15 protein-coding genes are annotated in these 16772 nt (G+C 72.2%); 8 read left to right on the top strand and 7 right to left on the bottom strand.

Translation table 11 applies throughout. The features are described 5' to 3' along the window. Positions 1-162 precede the first annotated feature (162 nt). On the bottom strand, positions 163-1938 hold the full coding sequence (locus M8J73_RS16135; protein ID WP_055539402.1) for an acetyl/propionyl/methylcrotonyl-CoA carboxylase subunit alpha: 1776 nt from the start codon (positions 1936-1938) through the stop codon (positions 163-165). Between the two features lie 380 nt (positions 1939-2318). Between M8J73_RS16135 and M8J73_RS16130 the strand changes: the two genes are divergently transcribed. Then, on the top strand, positions 2319-2789 hold the full coding sequence (locus M8J73_RS16130) for a hypothetical protein (protein WP_206187862.1): 471 nt from the start codon (positions 2319-2321) through the stop codon (positions 2787-2789). A 7-nt stretch (positions 2790-2796) separates the two neighbouring features. Here M8J73_RS16130 and M8J73_RS16125 read toward each other — a convergent pair whose 3' ends face one another. The 4 genes from M8J73_RS16125 to M8J73_RS16115 all read right to left on the bottom strand — a co-directional run bounded on the left by M8J73_RS16125 (position 2797) and on the right by M8J73_RS16115 (position 5473). Beyond that, the gene (locus M8J73_RS16125) at positions 2797-3420 is read right to left on the bottom strand and encodes a Maf family protein (protein WP_055539404.1); all 624 of its coding nucleotides are present in this window, start codon (positions 3418-3420) and stop codon (positions 2797-2799) included. A gap of 30 nt (positions 3421-3450) precedes the next feature. Then, on the bottom strand, positions 3451-3579 hold the full coding sequence (gene mmpB / locus M8J73_RS44810) for a morphogenic membrane protein MmpB (protein WP_099967174.1): 129 nt from the start codon (positions 3577-3579) through the stop codon (positions 3451-3453). Positions 3580-3650: 71 nt separating this feature from the next. Beyond that, positions 3651-3860, bottom strand: a complete 210-nt coding sequence (locus M8J73_RS16120; protein ID WP_055521845.1) for an acyl-CoA carboxylase epsilon subunit — start codon at positions 3858-3860, stop codon at positions 3651-3653. 14 nt (positions 3861-3874) lie between these two features. Then, positions 3875-5473, bottom strand: a complete 1599-nt coding sequence (locus tag M8J73_RS16115; RefSeq protein ID WP_055521846.1) for an acyl-CoA carboxylase subunit beta — start codon at positions 5471-5473, stop codon at positions 3875-3877. A gap of 207 nt (positions 5474-5680) precedes the next feature. On the opposite strand from M8J73_RS16115, the gene M8J73_RS16110 reads away from it, so the two are divergent. Both M8J73_RS16110 and M8J73_RS16105 read left to right on the top strand, forming a co-directional pair. Further along, positions 5681-6550, top strand: a complete 870-nt coding sequence (locus tag M8J73_RS16110) for a biotin--[acetyl-CoA-carboxylase] ligase (RefSeq protein WP_055539405.1) — start codon at positions 5681-5683, stop codon at positions 6548-6550. Between the two features lie 282 nt (positions 6551-6832). Next, positions 6833-7969 carry an adenylate/guanylate cyclase domain-containing protein gene (locus tag M8J73_RS16105; RefSeq protein ID WP_055539406.1) on the top strand — a complete coding sequence of 379 codons (1137 nt, stop codon included), beginning with the start codon at positions 6833-6835 and terminating at the stop codon, positions 7967-7969. Positions 7970-8286: 317 nt separating this feature from the next. On the opposite strand, the gene M8J73_RS16100 is transcribed toward M8J73_RS16105, so the two are convergent. Beyond that, positions 8287-8847 (bottom strand): hypothetical protein, encoded by a 561-nt coding sequence (locus M8J73_RS16100; RefSeq protein WP_249828747.1) that lies wholly within the window; start codon positions 8845-8847, stop codon positions 8287-8289. A 1012-nt stretch (positions 8848-9859) separates the two neighbouring features. On the opposite strand from M8J73_RS16100, the gene M8J73_RS16095 reads away from it, so the two are divergent. The 3 genes from M8J73_RS16095 (at position 9860) to hutH (ending at position 14289) form a co-directional block, all read left to right on the top strand. Then, complete coding sequence (locus M8J73_RS16095; protein ID WP_055524409.1) at positions 9860-10687, top strand: enoyl-CoA hydratase/isomerase family protein; 828 nt, start codon at positions 9860-9862, stop codon at positions 10685-10687. A 461-nt stretch (positions 10688-11148) separates the two neighbouring features. Next, positions 11149-12318 (top strand): GGDEF domain-containing protein, encoded by a 1170-nt coding sequence (locus tag M8J73_RS16090; protein WP_055538587.1) that lies wholly within the window; start codon positions 11149-11151, stop codon positions 12316-12318. Positions 12319-12750: 432 nt separating this feature from the next. Then, entirely contained in the window at positions 12751-14289 is a 1539-nt protein-coding gene (gene hutH, locus M8J73_RS16085; RefSeq protein ID WP_055538586.1) for a histidine ammonia-lyase, read from the top strand. A 99-nt stretch (positions 14290-14388) separates the two neighbouring features. Here hutH and M8J73_RS16080 read toward each other — a convergent pair whose 3' ends face one another. Further along, on the bottom strand, positions 14389-14727 hold the full coding sequence (locus M8J73_RS16080; RefSeq protein ID WP_206187826.1) for a hypothetical protein: 339 nt from the start codon (positions 14725-14727) through the stop codon (positions 14389-14391). 110 nt (positions 14728-14837) lie between these two features. Between M8J73_RS16080 and M8J73_RS16075 the strand changes: the two genes are divergently transcribed. Next, on the top strand, positions 14838-15182 hold the full coding sequence (locus tag M8J73_RS16075) for a hypothetical protein (RefSeq protein WP_055538589.1): 345 nt from the start codon (positions 14838-14840) through the stop codon (positions 15180-15182). A 221-nt stretch (positions 15183-15403) separates the two neighbouring features. Further along, entirely contained in the window at positions 15404-16672 is a 1269-nt protein-coding gene (locus tag M8J73_RS16070; RefSeq protein ID WP_055538585.1) for a L,D-transpeptidase, read from the top strand. Positions 16673-16772: the final 100 nt, after the last annotated feature.

Here is a 16772-nt window from a genome sequence, read left to right as displayed (position 1 = left end):
GCCGGGGTGGTGCTCACCGTGGCCTCACCTGCTCTCCTCGCTGGGGTCTCCTCGTTGGGGTCTCCACAGCCTAAGAGCTCGGGCGGCCGGGCGAGTTGTCGTGGGGACGAGACGACCCCCGCGGCCCTGACGGGCGCGGGGGTCGTCTCGTCGTACCGGTGCTCAGTCCTTGATCTCGCAGATCGCCGCGCCCGACGTGATGGAGGCGCCGACCTCCGCGCTCAGGCCCTTGATCGTGCCGGAGCGGTGGGCGTTGAGGGGCTGCTCCATCTTCATGGCCTCCAGGACCACGATGAGGTCGCCCTCCTTGACCTCCTGGCCCTCCTCGACGGCGACCTTCACGATCGTGCCCTGCATCGGGGAGGCGAGGGTGTCGCCCGACGCCGCCGGGCCCGACTTCTTCGCCGCGCGGCGCTTGGGCTTGGCGCCCGCGGCCAGGCCGGTGCGGGCCAGGGTCATGCCGAGAGCGGCGGGGAGGGAGACCTCCAGGCGCTTGCCGCCGACCTCGACGACGATCGTCTCGCGGTCCGTCTCGTCCTCGGGCTCGGCGGTGTCCGCGGGAGCCGCGAACGGCTTGATCTCGTTGACGAACTCCGTCTCGATCCAGCGGGTGTGGACCGTGAACGGGTCGGTCGAGCCGGTGAGTTCGGGAGCGAACGCCGGGTCCTTCACGACCACGCGGTGGAACGGGATGGCCGTGGCCATGCCCTCGACCTGGAACTCCTCCAGGGCGCGCGCGGCACGCTGCAGGGCCTGCTGCCGGGTGGCGCCGGTGACGATCAGCTTGGCGAGGAGGGAGTCCCAGGCCGGGCCGATGACACTGCCGGACTCCACGCCCGCGTCCAGACGGACACCGGGACCGGTCGGCGGGGTGAACGTGGTGACCGTGCCGGGGGCCGGGAGGAAGTTGCGGCCCGGGTCCTCGCCGTTGATGCGGAACTCGAACGAATGGCCGCGCATCGGCGGGTCGTCGTACCCCAGCTCCTCGCCGTCCGCGATCCGGAACATCTCGCGGACCAGGTCGATACCCGTGACCTCTTCGGTGACCGGGTGCTCGACCTGGAGACGGGTGTTGACCTCCAGGAAGGAGATCGTGCCGTCCATGCCGACGAGGAACTCCACCGTGCCGGCGCCGACGTAGCCGGCCTCCTTCAGGATGGCCTTCGACGCGCGGTACAGCTCAGCGTTCTGCTCAGGCGACAGGAACGGCGCCGGAGCCTCCTCGACCAGCTTCTGGTGGCGGCGCTGGAGCGAGCAGTCACGGGTCGAGACGACGACCACGTTGCCGTGCTTGTCCGCCAGGCACTGGGTCTCGACGTGCCGCGGCTTGTCCAGGTAGCGCTCCACGAAGCACTCGCCCCGGCCGAACGCCGCGACCGCCTCACGGACCGCCGAGTCGTACAGCTCGGGGACCTCTTCGAGGGTGCGGGCCACCTTCAGACCGCGACCACCGCCGCCGAACGCCGCCTTGATGGCGATGGGCAGACCGTGCTCCTCGGCGAACGCCACGACCTCGTCGGCGCCCGACACCGGGTCCGGGGTGCCCGCGACGAGCGGGGCGCCCGCGCGCTGGGCGATGTGACGGGCCGCCACCTTGTCGCCCAGGTCGCGGATCGCCTGCGGCGGCGGGCCGATCCAGATCAGGCCCGCGTCCAGCACCGCCTGGGCGAACTCCGCGTTCTCCGAGAGGAAGCCGTAGCCCGGATGGATCGCGTCCGCTCCGGAGTCCTTGGCGGCCTGGAGCACCTTGGAGATGTCCAGGTAGCTGGTGGCGGGGGTGTCACCGCCCAGGGCGAACGCCTCGTCCGCGGCACGCACATGCAGTGCGTCCCGGTCCGGATCCGCGTACACGGCCACGCTCGCGATCCCGGCGTCCCGGCACGCCCGGGCGACGCGGACAGCGATTTCGCCTCGGTTGGCGATCAACACCTTGCGCACGATGGCTCCCTCTCCTTGAAACAAGCCGAGTTTAGGGACTGCCGACACGGCGTTTCGACCCGTCCTCAATGGTGACCTTGCCCACACGGAGCGTGAATCGAGGCTCGCTCGACCGGCGAAATCCCTTGTCGTACCGCATCACGCAGGACTCCACCCGAAAACCCTAGCCCTCCACTGTGGTCAAGGTCTCTGTGCGGCCGCGCTGCGGCCGGTTGGGTTTCTTTGTGGAATCCCTACTAATGGCCCAACGATTCTTTGCTCTCGTGAGAACCCTTGTCCCCGGGTTTACCCGTTAGTAGCGTTCGCGATGTCTCGAACAGGTACTTGGGGTAACGGTGCCCCGGCGGGAACGGCGCGGCAGGGAAAGTGGGTGGGTGGCGGTGATCCGCAGACCGGTGGCGGTGGTCACGGCGATCGTGCTGTTCGCGGAGGGGCTGGGGATCGCCCTGCTCCAGTGGTTCCTCGGCACCGTCGTCGACCGGCAGAAGATGTCCCTCGCCGGACTCGACCCCGACGCGATGTCCCTGTCCTCGAAGGCCGGGGGTGTCGTCTTCGGGCTCTACTTCGCGTTCTGCGGGGTCGTCGCGCTGCTCGTCGCGATACGGGACCGGCCTGCCGCCGGGCTCGGGCGTGTCGTGCTCATCAGCGCGGCCGTGGTGCACGGGTTGCTCGGCGCGCTCACGGTGGGGCTGGTCGGGTGGGGCGCGTTCGTCTTCATGATGGTGGTGCTGGCGCTCGTGGTGCTCACCCTGATGACCTGCGACCGCAAGGGGGGCGCAGGGGAGCCCGGCCCGGACGAGGAGGGCGCGCCGGCCGCGCCCGTCGCGCCGCCGGCCGCCGGAGCGTCCTGAGCCGCCGCTACGGGACTTGGGGAGTCCACAGGTCGGTGATGGCCACGTCCAGGTGGGCCAGCAGACGGCGGACCAGGGGGAGGCTGATGCCGATCACGTTGCCGTGGTCGCCGTCGATGCCGTCGATGAACGGGGCCGAGCGGCCGTCGAGGGTGAACGCGCCCGCGACATAGAGGGGTTCGCCCGAGGCCACGTACGCGGCGATCTCCTCGTCGGTGGGATCGCCGAAGTGGACGACCGTGGAGGCGGTCGCGGAGGTGTAGCGGCCGGCGGCGGTGTCGTAGACGCAGTGGCCGGTCTGGAGGGTGCCGGCGCGGCCGCGCATCGCCTTCCAGCGGGCCGTGGCCTCCTCGGCGTCGGCGGGCTTGCCGAGAGCTTCGCCGTCCAGGTCGAGCACCGAGTCGCAGCCGATGACGAGGGCACCCTTGACCTCGGGCTTCGCCGCGACGACGGAGGCCTTGGCCTCGGCGAGGGCGAGGGCCAGCTCGGCCGGGGTGGGGGCGGTGACGGCGTCCTCGTCCACTCCGCTGACGATCACCTCGGGGTCCAGGCCGGCCTGGCGGAGCAGGTTGAGGCGGGCGGGGGACTGCGAGGCGAGCACCAGACGGCGCCGGGGGTGCGGTTCGGTCATGCGGTCAGCGTAGCGGCGGGCACCGGTCGCTCAGAGGATGCCCAGGACCAGCATCGCCAGGACCATGGCCAGGGCCATGAGGATGCTGAGCCGGCGGAGCATGTCCTGGGTGTCGCGGAGTTCCTTCGGCGGCTTGTTCTCAGGGTCGGACCACAGCATGCTCCGATGGTGCGGGGCGCTGTGGTCCGGACGCCTGAGTACGCGTACTCAACTTGAGGCCGCGGTTCCGCTCAGCCGGGCCAGTAGCTGCGGCTCCAGGAGGTGGGGCCCGGCGCGGGCAGCCGGTGCGCGGCGATGCGCGACGGGTCGGACCAGGAGTCCCGGGGGGTGGGCGCGCCGGACGGCTGTGTGGCCGCCGCCGCGGCGCGCGCCTGGACCACCGCCAGGGCGGCGGCCAGCTCCTCGGGGGTCGGGTTGCCCCGTACGACTTTGATCACGATGGCTCCCGTCGGGTCTAGAGGGGGATGTTGCCGTGCTTCTTCGGGGGCAGGGACTCCCGCTTCGTGCGGAGCTGCCGCAGCCCGCGGACGATGTGGCGGCGGGTGTCCGAGGGCGTGATCACGGCGTCGACGTAACCGCGTTCGGCGGCCGTGTAGGGGTTGAGGAGGGTGTCCTCGTACTCCTGGATCAGGCGGGCCCGGACCTCCTCGCGCTCCTCCTCGGAGGCGGCGGCGATGGTGCGGCGGTGCAGGATGTTGACCGCGCCCTGGGCGCCCATGACGGCGATCTGGGCGGTGGGCCAGGCGAGGTTGAGGTCGGCGCCGAGGTGCTTGGAGCCCATGACGTCGTAGGCGCCGCCGAAGGCCTTGCGGGTGATGACCGTGATCAGCGGGACTGTGGCCTCGGCGTAGGCGTAGATGAGCTTGGCGCCGCGGCGGATGATGCCCTCGTGCTCCTGGCCGACGCCCGGGAGGAAGCCGGGGACGTCGACGAACGTCAGGACGGGGACGTTGAAGGCGTCGCAGGTGCGGACGAAGCGGGCCGCCTTCTCCGAGGCGTCGATGTCCAGACAGCCGGCGAACTGCAGCGGCTGATTGGCGACGATGCCCACCGGGTGGCCCTCGACGCGGCCGAAGCCCGTGAGGATGTTCGGCGCGAACAGGGCCTGCGTCTCGAAGAACTCGGCGTCGTCCAGGACGTGTTCGATCACCGTGTGCATGTCGTACGGCTGGTTCGCGCTGTCCGGGACGAGGGTGTCCAGCTCACGGTCCTCGTCGGTGACGGTGAGGTCCGCCTGCTCGGGGAAGGCCGGGGGCTCACTGAGGTTGTTCGAGGGCAGGTACGACAGGAGCTGCTTGACGTACTCGATGGCGTCCTTCTCGTCGCCCGCCATGTGGTGGGCCACGCCCGAGGTCGCGTTGTGGGTGCGGGCGCCGCCCAGTTCCTCGAAGCCGACGTCCTCGCCGGTGACCGTCTTGATGACGTCGGGGCCGGTGATGAACATGTGCGAGGTCTGGTCGACCATGACCGTGAAGTCGGTGATCGCGGGGGAGTAGACCGCGCCGCCCGCGCAGGGGCCCACGACCAGGGAGATCTGCGGGATCACACCGGACGCGTGGGTGTTGCGGCGGAAGATCTCCCCGTACATGCCGAGGGCCATGACGCCCTCCTGGATGCGGGCGCCGCCGGAGTCGTTGATACCGATCACGGGGCAGCCGGTCTTCAGGGCGAAGTCCATCGCCTTCATGATCTTCTGGCCGAAGACCTCGCCCAGGGAACCGCCGAGGACGGTGAAGTCCTGCGAGAACACGGCGACGGGGCGGCCGTCGACCGTGCCGTAGCCGGTGACGACACCGTCGCCGTAGGGGCGGTTGTGCTCCATGCCGAAGTCGGTGGAGCGGTGGCGGGCGAACTCGTCGAACTCCACGAAGGAGTCCTCGTCGAGGAGCAGTTCGATCCGCTCACGGGCCGTCAGTTTGCCCTTGGCGTGCTGCTTCTCCACCGCGCGCTCGGAGCCGGCATGCGTCGCCTCGTGGATACGGCGCTGCAGATCCGCGAGCTTCCCCGCGGTCGTGTGGATGTCGATGGTCGCTGGCTCTTCCGGCTCGGACATCGGGATGCGGCTCCCTGCCTGCTCAGTGGGACATGGGGACGTGAGAACTTCGCGGTACGTGCTTGCTCGGGCGGTGCGGGCTTGCTCGGGGCGACGACGTGTGCTGTCTCGGTACGTGCTCAGAAGTGGCGGTGGTTACTCATCCGTAGCGTAGTGCTGCCCCTACGGATCGGCAGTGCGGCGTTTACCACACCTAGGGTGGGTTGCATGACGCCGCGAGATGCCTCAGACGACAGCCGCTGGTCCGACCTCGACCGCCCACCGCTCAACGGGGCCGCGTTGCGACGCGGGCTGGTACGGGACGGCGGGCACGGGGGCCTCTACCGCGATGTGCAGGTCGTGCAGCGCACCGGCTCCACCAATCACGACCTGGTGGACCGCGCGGTCCGGGGGGACGCCGAGGAGGGCGCCGTCCTCGTCGCCGAGGAACAGACCGCCGGCCGGGGACGCCTCGACCGGCAGTGGACGGCACCGCCCCGCTCCGGCCTCTTCTTCTCCGTCCTCCTCAAGCCCACCGACGTTCCCGTCCACCAGTGGGGCTGGCTGCCGCTGCTGGCCGGTGTCGCCGTCGCGACGGGGCTGTCCCGGGCCGCCGGCGTCGACACGTCACTCAAATGGCCCAACGATGTGCTGGTGACCGTGGACGGGGAGGAACGCAAGGCCGGCGGCATCCTCGCCGAGCGCGCGGGCGACGGCGGCGTCGTCATCGGGATCGGCGTCAACGTCAGCCTCCGCGAGGACGAGCTGCCGGTGCCCACCGCCGGGTCGCTGGCCCTCGCCGGCGCCGTGACCACCGACCGCGATCCCCTGCTGCGCGCCGTGCTGCGCGCGCTGGAGGACTGGTACGGCCGCTGGCGGCGGGCCGGGGGCGACCCGGCGGTGAGCGGGTTGCAGGAGACGTACGCGGCCGGCTGCGCGACCCTCGGGCGCAAGGTGCGGGCCGAGCTGCCGGGCGACCGGTCGATCGTCGGGGAGGCCGTGGCCGTCGACGGGGACGGGCGGCTGGTGCTGGCCACCGGCGACGGCGTGCAGGAGCCGGTGGGCGCCGGGGACATCGTGCATCTGCGCGCCGTGTGAGAAGAGGAGACGTCAGGGGGCGGTGGGGTGTGTGGGACACCCGTTGTCCGGGCACCCGGTGACGGCGTCCAGGCCGCCCGCCGCCGGAAGGCGGGCCGCCGGCCCGGGGTGCGGGTGAGGCCCCCGGGAGTTCCGCTCCCGGGGGCAGCGAGCACGCCGTGGCCGTACGGTCAAGGAGGGCAACCCTGTCGGCCACACCTGACGGAGTGAGCTGGCGCACACCTGCCGTAGAGTTGAGGCCGGTCGAGTACGTGACCGCGGGAGATCGGAAGGGCAGCTGGCGTGAGCGTCGAGGACACGGGCTCCGGCACGGACGCGCAGGGCCGCGTGGACCCGCCGGACCCCCAGGGCGCGGACGGCGGCGAGGAGGACCCGCTCGCGCTGCGGCTCGAAGGGCTCATCCTCGGAGCCGAGCGTCGTTACACCCCCTTCCAGGCGGCCCGGAGCGCGGGCGTCTCCATGGAACTGGCGTCCCGGTTCTGGCGGGCCATGGGCTTCGCGGACATCGGCCAGGCCAAGGCGCTCACCGAGGCGGACGTCCTCGCCCTGCGGCGGCTCGCCGGTCTCGTCGAGGCGGGCCTGCTCAGCGAGGCCATGGCCGTGCAGGTGGCCCGTTCCACCGGTCAGACCACCGCGCGGCTCGCCGAGTGGCAGATCGACTCCTTCCTGGAGGGGCTGACGGAACCGCCGGAGCCGGGCATGACCCGTACCGAGGTGACGTACCCCCTGATCGAACTGCTCCTGCCCGAGCTGGAGGAGTTCCTCGTCTACGTCTGGCGGCGCCAGCTCGCCGCCGCCACCGGCCGGGTCGTGCAGGCCGCCGACGACGAGGAGATGGTCGACCGGCGACTCGCGGTCTGCTTCGCCGACCTGGTCGGCTTCACCCGGCTGACCCGCCGCATGGAGGAGGAGGAGCTCGGCGAACTCGTCGAGGCCTTCGAGACCACGGCCGCGGATCTCGTCGCCGCGAACGGGGGCCGGCTGATCAAGACCCTGGGCGACGAGGTCCTCTACGCCACCGACGACTCGGGTGTGGCCGCGGAGATCGCCCTGCGGCTGATCGAGACCATGGCGAACGACGAGACCATGCCCGAGCTGCGCGTCGGCATGGCCTTCGGGACCGTCACGACCCGCATGGGCGACGTGTTCGGTTCCACGGTGAACCTCGCGAGCCGGCTGACCTCCATAGCGCCCAAGGACGCGGTCCTCGTCGACGCCGCGTTCGCCGAGGAACTCATCCGCGCCGGTGAGGCCCCCGCGTCCGAGGCGGAGGCCGCCGAGGCCGCGGCCGCCGCCGAGAAGGAGGGCGAGGAACCGCCGACCTACCGCTTCGCCCTCCAGCCCATGTGGCAACGCCCCGTACGAGGTCTCGGCGTGGTCCAGCCGTGGCTCCTCACCCGCCGACCGGGCAAGGCGTAGGCACCGCCGCGGGCGGCCCGGACACGGGTGACCGCCGCGATCCGCCGGTGATTCCGGGTGACCGAGCGATGGGCTTCCGGCTGGGGCACGCAAGGACGTTCGGGACTGAGGGCGCGGGCCGGCGACCGGGGGGATGAGCGGTACGGCGCCGGGACGAGAGCCGGGTGTGGCGCGTTCCCCGGTAGGCACCTGGGCCGAGGGCTCAGGACTCCGCGCCGAGTGAGGCTCGCGGCTTCCGATCGCGGGCCGTGGGCTGCGAGCCGTGGCGCTGTCGCCGGGCGGTCGCGTCGTGGCGTCGGCTGCCGGGAGGGCCGTTCTCACCTGCCGACCGGAGTGTCGTCGACGCACAGGCCGACGACCGGGACGCACAGGCCCGGCCGCTGCGACTGAGTCGGCTCGGTCGTGCCGTCGGGGGTGGTCGGGGAGTCCGGTGCGTCGGGTGCGGCGGGTGCGGCGGGTTGCCTGGCCGCGGGCGGCTGTTGGGTGGGCGTGTCCCGGGTGGGGCGGGGGGTCTCGGGGGCCGCCGGGGTCTCCGGGAGCGTGGCGCGCTCCGGGGGAGTGTGGGGGGCGCCGGGGCCGCCCGGGAGTTCGACGCCGATGGAGGGCACGGACGAGGTCGCCGACGGCGACGGTACGGCGGTGGCCGAACCCGGTGCCGGCGGTGCCGTCGGCGCGGCGCCCGTGTCGCCCATGGGCGCGTCGGCGGTCGGCTCCGTTGAGGGCACGCCGCCCAGGGAAGCGCCGGTGCCGGTCGCCTCGTCGGTCGCCTCGTCCGAGAGGTCGTCCGCCGCCCTCGGCGTGGTACCGGCCGCGCCGCCGCCCGAGACCGGGTCCGAGGCCAGCCGCAGCAGGCTCAGCGCACTGGCCGCCAGAGCCATCCCACCGACCGCGAACAGCACCTTCCGGGGACGCGGCCGCCGATGCCGCCCACGGGGCCGCCCGGCGAGAACGACGGGCGCCTGCTGATCGTCGTACGCGCCCGCCGCCGGGGCCGGGGTGGGAGACGAGGACGTGGTGGACGGGGCCCAGGGCGCCGGGGCACCTCGAACCGCCCCTGACGGCGAGGCCTGCGGTTTGGGTGAGCCCGGTGATGTCTGCGCTGGGGGCGCCGCTGGGGATGCCTTGGCCGGGGCCGCGGCGGACGACACGGACGCGGCGGACGGGGTCCAGGGCGTCGAGGTGCCCCGAGCCGCCCCTGACGGCGAGGCTTGCGGTTTGGGTGAGCCCGGTGATGTCTGCGCTGGGGGCGCCGCTGCGGATGCCTTGGAGGCGGCCGCGGTGGACGATGCGTGGGCGGCCGATGGGGTCCAGGGCGCCGAGGCACCTCGAGCCGCCCCTGACGGGGGTGCCTGTGGCGTCGGTGAGCCCGGCTGCGGCGCGGGTGAGCCGGTCGAGGCCCGGGGCCCGGGGGGCCGCTGGGCGGCCTCGGGCGTCGAGGGCCGGGGCCCCGTGTTGGTGCTCGCTTGGGGCTGGGGCTGGGGCTGGGCTTTCTGTGCCTGTGCCGTTGGGGAGGTGTGCGGTCGCGGTGTCGGCGGCTGGGGTGCCGTCGGTGGGGTGTTCGGGCGTGGCCCCGTGGTGGGTGCCGTCGGCCTGGTCACCGTGTGCGTCGTCATGGTCCGTCCTCCCTCCGCGCCCGAGTCCCCCGGTGCGCCTGGCGGAGCGCAGGCTATGCGGCCAAGTGGGCGATGTGGCCCGAGAAGGGTCGGATGTCACTCGATCGGGGAAACGGGCCGACGCGTTGTCGCGCGCGGTTGCCGAACGCGTCGTCGCCGGGGGGAGCAGGCGTCACGCCGTCGCCGGGGGCCCGCGCCGAGACGGGGGTGTTGCGGGGCGGGCCGGGCTGCGATGATCGGGGTGACGGTAGTTAACACGCGTTAACCGGAGGGTGTCATGGGTGTCGGTGTCGATGTCGCAGAGGGGCCGGGCGGCGAGCGTCGGTACGGCGAGTTCGTGGTCGTGCGGCGGCACGCGTACGTCGCCGAACTCGCCCTCGACCGGCCGAAGGCCATGAACGCCGTGTCCACCGACATGGCCCGCTCCATCGCCGCCGCGTGCGACGCGCTGGCCGCCGACCGGGACGTACGGGTGGTCGTGGTGACCTCGACGCACGAGCGGGCGTTCTGCGTCGGGGCCGACCTGAAGGAGCGGAACTCGTTCAGTGACGCGGAGCTGGTGCGGCAGCGGCCCGTCGCGCGGGCGGCGTACACCGGGGTGCTTGAGCTGCCGATGCCGACCGTCGCCGCCGTGCACGGCTTCGCGCTGGGCGGAGGGTTCGAGCTGGCGCTGTCCTGCGATGTGATCGTGGCCGACCGCACGGCGGTGGTGGGGCTGCCGGAGGTGTCGGTGGGGGTGATTCCGGGCGGCGGCGGTACGCAGTTGCTGCCGCGTCGCGTGGGGGCCGCGCGGGCCGCCGAACTGATCTTCACCGCGCGACGGCTGGAGGCCGCGGAGGCGCGGGAGTTGGGTCTGGTCGACGAACTGGTCGCGGAGGGGCAGGACCGTACGGAGGCGTTGGCGCTGGCCGCGCGGATGGCCGCCAACTCGCCCGTGGGGCTGCGGGCCGCGAAGCGGGCGCTGCGGCTCGGGCACGGCCTCGATCTGCGGGCGGGGCTGGACGTCGAGGACGCGGCGTGGCGTTCCGTGGCCTTCTCGGGCGACCGGGCGGAGGGCGTGGCCGCCTTCAACGAGAAGCGCAAGCCGGAGTGGCCGGGGGAGTGAGGCGCGGGCTCCGCCGGGGGCGTGCGCGGGGAGGTCGAGGGTCGGTGGGGCGGGTGGGTACGCCGTCCCCGTGGCATTGAGAAGTAGGGGTTGCGCCCGGTGCTCGGCGTGGGTGCGTGGGGCGGGCGGGCGCGGTCCGCACCTCGGCTCGTCCGGGGGGCTGGGGCTGGGGCTGGTGCGGGCGGGCCGTGCCTGTGCTCGTCCGGTGGCCGGGCCCGGTGTGGGCGGGCCGTACGTGTGCTCGTCCGGTGGCTGGGCCCGGTGTGGGCGGGTCGTCCCTCTCTTTGCCCGGTGGCCGGGGCCGTGCGGGCAGGCCGTACCCCTGCTCGTCCGGGTGGCCGGGGCCGATGCGGGCGGGCCGGACCTCTCTTTGCCCGTGGCCGGGGCGGACGAGGGCGGGCCGTACCCCTGTTCGCCTCGCCAACGTCTCAAATCGGCGCAAAGCTCCCTAGCCTGGAGCCGTGGGTGAGGACAGACGGCTGAGGGCCGTGGTGGCGTTGGCGCGGGGCATGGCCGCCGCGCACACGCCGCAGGAGTCGTGGCGGGCGGCCGCGGACGGGGCGTGCCGGGCCCTGTCCGGCAGCTTCGCCGCGCTGTCCGTGTGGGAGCGGGAGCGCGGGCTGCTGCGGGTGCTCGTGAACGTGGGCACCCGGGCGGCGGACGAGGAGGAGTTCCCGGAGGACGAGACGTACCCCGTGCACCAGTTCCCGGAGATCGCGGAGTTCCTGCACGAGCGGTGGCTGGAGGGCGGTGAGCCCAACGCCTGGGTGGAGACGGCGGCCGGGCCGGTCGCGGACCGGCGCCGGGGTGGCTACTGCCATCAGCGGGTGGCGGCGCTGCGCCGGCGCGGCCGGGGCTGCTGCGTGGTGGCGCCGGTCGTGCTGAACGGGCGGGCGTGGGGCGAGCTGTATGTGGCCCGGCCCGCCGGGGAGCCCGTCTTCCACGGCGACGACGCCGCGTTCGCGACGGTGCTCGCCTCGGTCGTGGCGGCGGGGATCGCGCAGTCGGAACGGCTGGAGGAGGCCCGGCGGCTCGCCTTCACCGACTCCCTCACCGGCCTCGGCAACCGGCGCGCGGTCGATCTGCGGCTCGACGAGGCGATGGAGGCGCACCGGCGCGACGGCACCGTGATCAGCCTGGTGGTCTGCGACCTCAACGGGCTGAAGAAGGTCAATGACTCCTACGGGCACGCCGTGGGCGACCAGGTGCTGGAGCGGTTCGGCTCGGTGCTCTCGCGCTGCGCGGCGGAGCTGCCGCACGTCCTGGCCGCGCGGCTCGGCGGCGACGAGTTCTGTCTGCTCGCGGTGGGGCCCTCGGCGGACGAGGTGGTGCGGGTCGCCGGTGATCTGTGTGCGCGGGCGCGGGACTTGGAGCCCGGTGAGGGCGTCGCCTGCGGGGTCGCCTCCACGGGGGACCCGATCGGGCCGCTGCGTTCGGCGCGGCGGCTGTTCCGGCTTGCGGACGCCGCGCAGTACCGGGCCAAGGCCGCCGGTTCCCTGGAGCCGGTCGTCGCGGGCCGGGAGGGCGACGACGGCGAGGACCCGGTCGTCCGGCTCGCCGACCGGCCGCCCGCGCCCGCCGACCCGGCACACCCCGGGGACCGGCGCCGCATTCGAGGGCGCCGGCCCTAGGGCGGGCCGCGCGCCTGGTCGAGGTCGCGCGCGGCCCTGGGACGCCTACGGACGCCGGGGGTGTGGCCGGGGCCGTAGGGGCCCCACGGCCGACAGGGGGGAGTGGTGGCCGTGGGGACCTGAGGTCGTCCGAGGCGTCGACCCGCATGTGTGCGCGCAGGGAGGTGGCGTGCACGTGAGGCGTCAACGCATCAGGTGTCATGACCGTAACCCTCCGCCCTGCCACATACGTCTGTTACCTGCGAGTTTCTGACCGTTCTTTGATCGAATTCCTATAAAACTCTGATCATTCCCTGATCTACGCGAATTGCTTCGTCCGAGAATGTCGCGGATCGTGTCATGGGTCGCCGGCCCGGTAAGGAGTCCACCCGGCATCCGCTCGTGACATTCGGCGATTCAGTCCCTACGATCCTGAATATGGATATGCACACTGTGGACACGGTGGTCCTCGGGACGTCCGGTGTCACCGCCGCCGACGTCCTCGCCGTGGCGCGCGCCGACGCCCGGGTCGAGCTCTCCGAAGAGGCGCTGACGGCCCTCGCCGCGGCCCGCGGCATCGTGGACGCGCTGGCGGCCAAACCGGAACCCGTCTACGGGGTCTCCACCGGCTTCGGTGCCCTCGCGACCCGGCACATCAGCCCGGAGCTGCGCGCCCAGCTCCAGCGCAACATCGTCCGCTCGCACGCGGCCGGCATGGGCCCGAGGGTGGAGCGCGAGGTCGTCCGCGCGCTGATGTTCCTGCGGCTGAAGACGGTCTGCTCCGGCCGCACCGGTGTGCGCCCCGAGGTCGCGCGGACCATGGCCGACCTCCTCAACGCCGGGATCACCCCCGTCGTGCACGAGTACGGCTCCCTCGGCTGCTCCGGCGACCTCGCCCCGCTGTCGCACTGCGCGCTCACCCTCATGGGCGAGGGCGACGCCGAGGGCCCCGACGGCGTCGTACGGCCGGCCGCCGAGCTGCTGGCCGCGCACGGCATCACCCCCGTCGAACTGCGGGAGAAGGAGGGACTCGCCCTCCTCAACGGCACCGACGGCATGCTGGGCATGCTCGTCATGGCGCTCGCCGACCTGGAGACGCTGTACAAGTCGGCCGACGTCACCGCCTCGATCTCCCTGGAGGCCCTGCTCGGCACCGACAAGGTCCTCGCCCCCGAGCTGCACGCCATCCGCCCGCACCCCGGACAGGGCGCCTCCGCCGCCAACATGCTCGCCGTGCTGCGGGGTTCGGGGCTCACCGGCCACCACCAGGACGACGCGCCGCGCGTGCAGGACGCGTACTCGGTGCGCTGCGCCCCGCAGGTCGCCGGCGCCGGGCGGGACACCCTCGCCCATGCGCGGCTGGTCGCCGAGCGGGAGCTGGCGTCCGCCGTCGACAACCCCGTGGTCCTGCCGGACGGAAGGGTCGAGTCCAACGGCAACTTCCACGGCGCCCCGGTCGCCTACGTGCTGGACTTCCTCGCCATCGCGGTCGCGGACCTGGCCTCGATCGCCGAGCGGCGCACCGACCGGCTGCTCGACAAGAACCGCTCGCACGGGCTGCCGCCGTTCCTCGCGGACGACGCCGGGGTCGACTCGGGCCTCATGATCGCCCAGTACACGCAGGCGGCGCTGGTCAGCGAGCTGAAGCGGCTCGCCGTCCCGGCCTCGGCGGACTCGATCCCGTCCTCCGCGATGCAGGAGGACCACGTCTCCATGGGGTGGTCGGCCGCCCGCAAGCTGCGCACCGCCGTCGACAACCTCACCCGGGTGCTCGCCGTCGAGCTCTACGCCGGAACGCGCGCCGTGGAACTGCGTGAGGGCCTCACGCCCGCGCCGGCCACCAGGGCGGTCGTCGAGGCCGTACGGAAGTTCGGGGTCGAGGGCCCTGGGCCGGATCGCTTCCTCGCCCCCGATCTGGCGCTCGCCGACACGTTCGTCCGCGAGGGCCGGCTGGTAGCGGCCGCCGAGTCGGTCACCGGCCCGCTGGCCTGACCTCGGCTCCCTGAGGGGGGAGCGCCCGACCGGGACGCGCAGGGGGGCACCGCCACGTCGGCGGTGCCCCCCTGCGTACGCGTGTCAGTGCCGGGCCCGTCAGTACGCCTCCAGGCGGCCCTGGCGCACCGAGTACGCCACGAAGCCGGCGCCGAGGCCCAGGAAGAGGGTGCCGCCGACGATGTACGGCGTGGTGTTGGGGCTGCCCGTGTCGGCGAGTTGGGTGGTGCGGCCCGCCGACTCCTCGTCCTCGGCCGATCCGGAGACGGTCGTCCCGCCGGAGTCGGTCGTGGTCGTCGTCTCCTGCCGTATGTCCGGCGCCTCCTGGGTCGCGTTGGCCGACGGCACGAACCACAGGGCAGCCAGAAGGGTCCCCGCGGCGGTGGCGGTCAGCAGCGATCGGCGGGCGGTGGACGACGCGCGACGTGCGACGGACACGGAATATCGATCCCCTTGTGACGCTGGCGAATTGGCCGTGGACAGCGATGCTAATGAAAGTCGCGGGTCGCGGGAAAGTCGCGGGACGTATGAGCCGTACGCTCCGAGGCATGACTACAGATGAGACATCACAGTTTGTTCGCCTTCGGGTGGAATTGGTGGTGGAGGTCGAGAACGTCGAGGCCGTCACCGGTGCCGCGTTGCGACGTATCGCCGACGATCCTGATATGCCGGACGACGAACGGGTACACGCCGAGAGCGCGGTGACGGAGGACACAGCGGAGGCGCTCGCGTATCTGATCGACCCGTTCGACCTGGTCGGTGAGGTGCCGGGCGTCGAACTCGCCCAGGCCTCCTGGAGTAGCGAGGGCATCGACTACGACCCCGATTCGCCGGAGTGGGGCCTCGACGAGGATGATGACGGCGAGGACGACGAGGAAGTCGGACGCGGCTGAGGCGCCTTGGGGAAAACATGACCCCGGGTGGCAACCGCCGCCCGGGGTTCTCTCGTCCCAAGGGGCGCACGGGTCACTCGCGCACCACCGCCGGGGTCACTGGCGACCCGGACCAGGCGGAGTGGCGTATCCCACACATCGGCGCCAAGCGGAACGGCTCGGTGCCGTAGTGGTGTTTTAGTGCTTACGGGGATTCTCGGTTCTTGGGGATTTCGGCAACGATGGAGAAGCGTGTGATGACGAACAGTAAGCGGCGCAAGGGCCTGACGGTCGCGTCCGCACTGCTCGGCGGGGTGCTGGTGCTCTCTGCGTGCAGCGGGGGCGACGGCGACAACGCCTCCGGCGGCGACGGCGGGGACTCCTCGCAGTCCAAGGTCGACGAGGCGGCGGCCAAGAAGACCTCCGAGGCCGACATCAAGATCACCCCGAAGGACGGCTCGAACAACGCCTCCATCAACAACTCCGCCAAGGTCACCGTCAGCAAGGGCGAGCTCACCAAGGTGACGATGACCACCACGGACGGCGCCTCCGTCCAGGGTGAGATATCCGCCGACAAGAAGAGCTGGGCGCCGAGCGTGCAGCTGGAGCGGTCCACCAACTACAAGATCACCGCCACCGCCGAGGACTCCGAGGGCCGCGAGGCCCACGAGAACGCGGCGTTCACCACGGTCTCGCCCGCCAACAGCTTCATCGGCAACTTCACGCCCGAGGACGGCTCCACCGTCGGCGTGGGCATGCCGGTGTCGATCAACTTCGACAAGGCGATCACCGACAAGGCCGCCGTCCAGAAGGGGATCACCGTCTCCTCCAGCTCCGGCCAGGAGGTCGTCGGGCACTGGTTCAACGCGAACCGCCTCGACTTCCGGCCCGAGGACTACTGGAAGGCGGGCTCCACCGTCACGCTGAAGCTCGCGCTCGACGGTGTCGAGGGCGCCGACGGCGTCTTCGGTGTCCAGCAGAAGACGGTCACCTTCAAGATCGGCCGCAACCAGGTCTCGGTCGTCGACGCCAAGACCAAGCAGATGAAGGTCATGCAGGAGGGCAAGGTCGTCAAGACCATCCCGATCTCCGCCGGCTCGCCTGAGAACAAGACGTACGAGGGCCAGATGGTGATCTCCGAGAAGTTCAAGGAGACCCGGATGAACGGCGCGACGGTCGGCTTCACCGACGACGACGGCAAGGGCGAGTACGACATCAAGGACGTGCCGCACGCCCTGCGTCTGACGACGTCCGGCACCTTCCTCCACGGCAACTACTGGGGCGCCGACTCCATCTTCGGCAACGTCAACACCAGCCACGGATGCATCGGCCTGAACGACACCAAGGGCGCCAACGACCCCAACACCGCGGCTGCCTGGTTCTACGAGAACTCCATCGTCGGTGACGTGGTCGTCGTCCAGAACACCGGCGACAAGACGGTCGCCCCGGACAACGGCCTCAACGGCTGGAACCTGAGCTGGGCCGACTGGAAGGCGGGTTCGGCGGCCTGACCCGCCACCCGAGCGGTGCCGCGCCGATCACCGGACGCGGCACCGACCCTCTTCCGGCCTCCTGACATCGAAGCCGCCCCCCAGGGGCGGCTTCGGCGTT

Source organism: Streptomyces neyagawaensis (assembly GCF_023516595.1).
Taxonomy (GTDB): Bacteria; Actinomycetota; Actinomycetes; order Streptomycetales; family Streptomycetaceae; genus Streptomyces; species Streptomyces neyagawaensis.
This window is presented reverse-complemented; position numbering and strand designations above follow the sequence as displayed.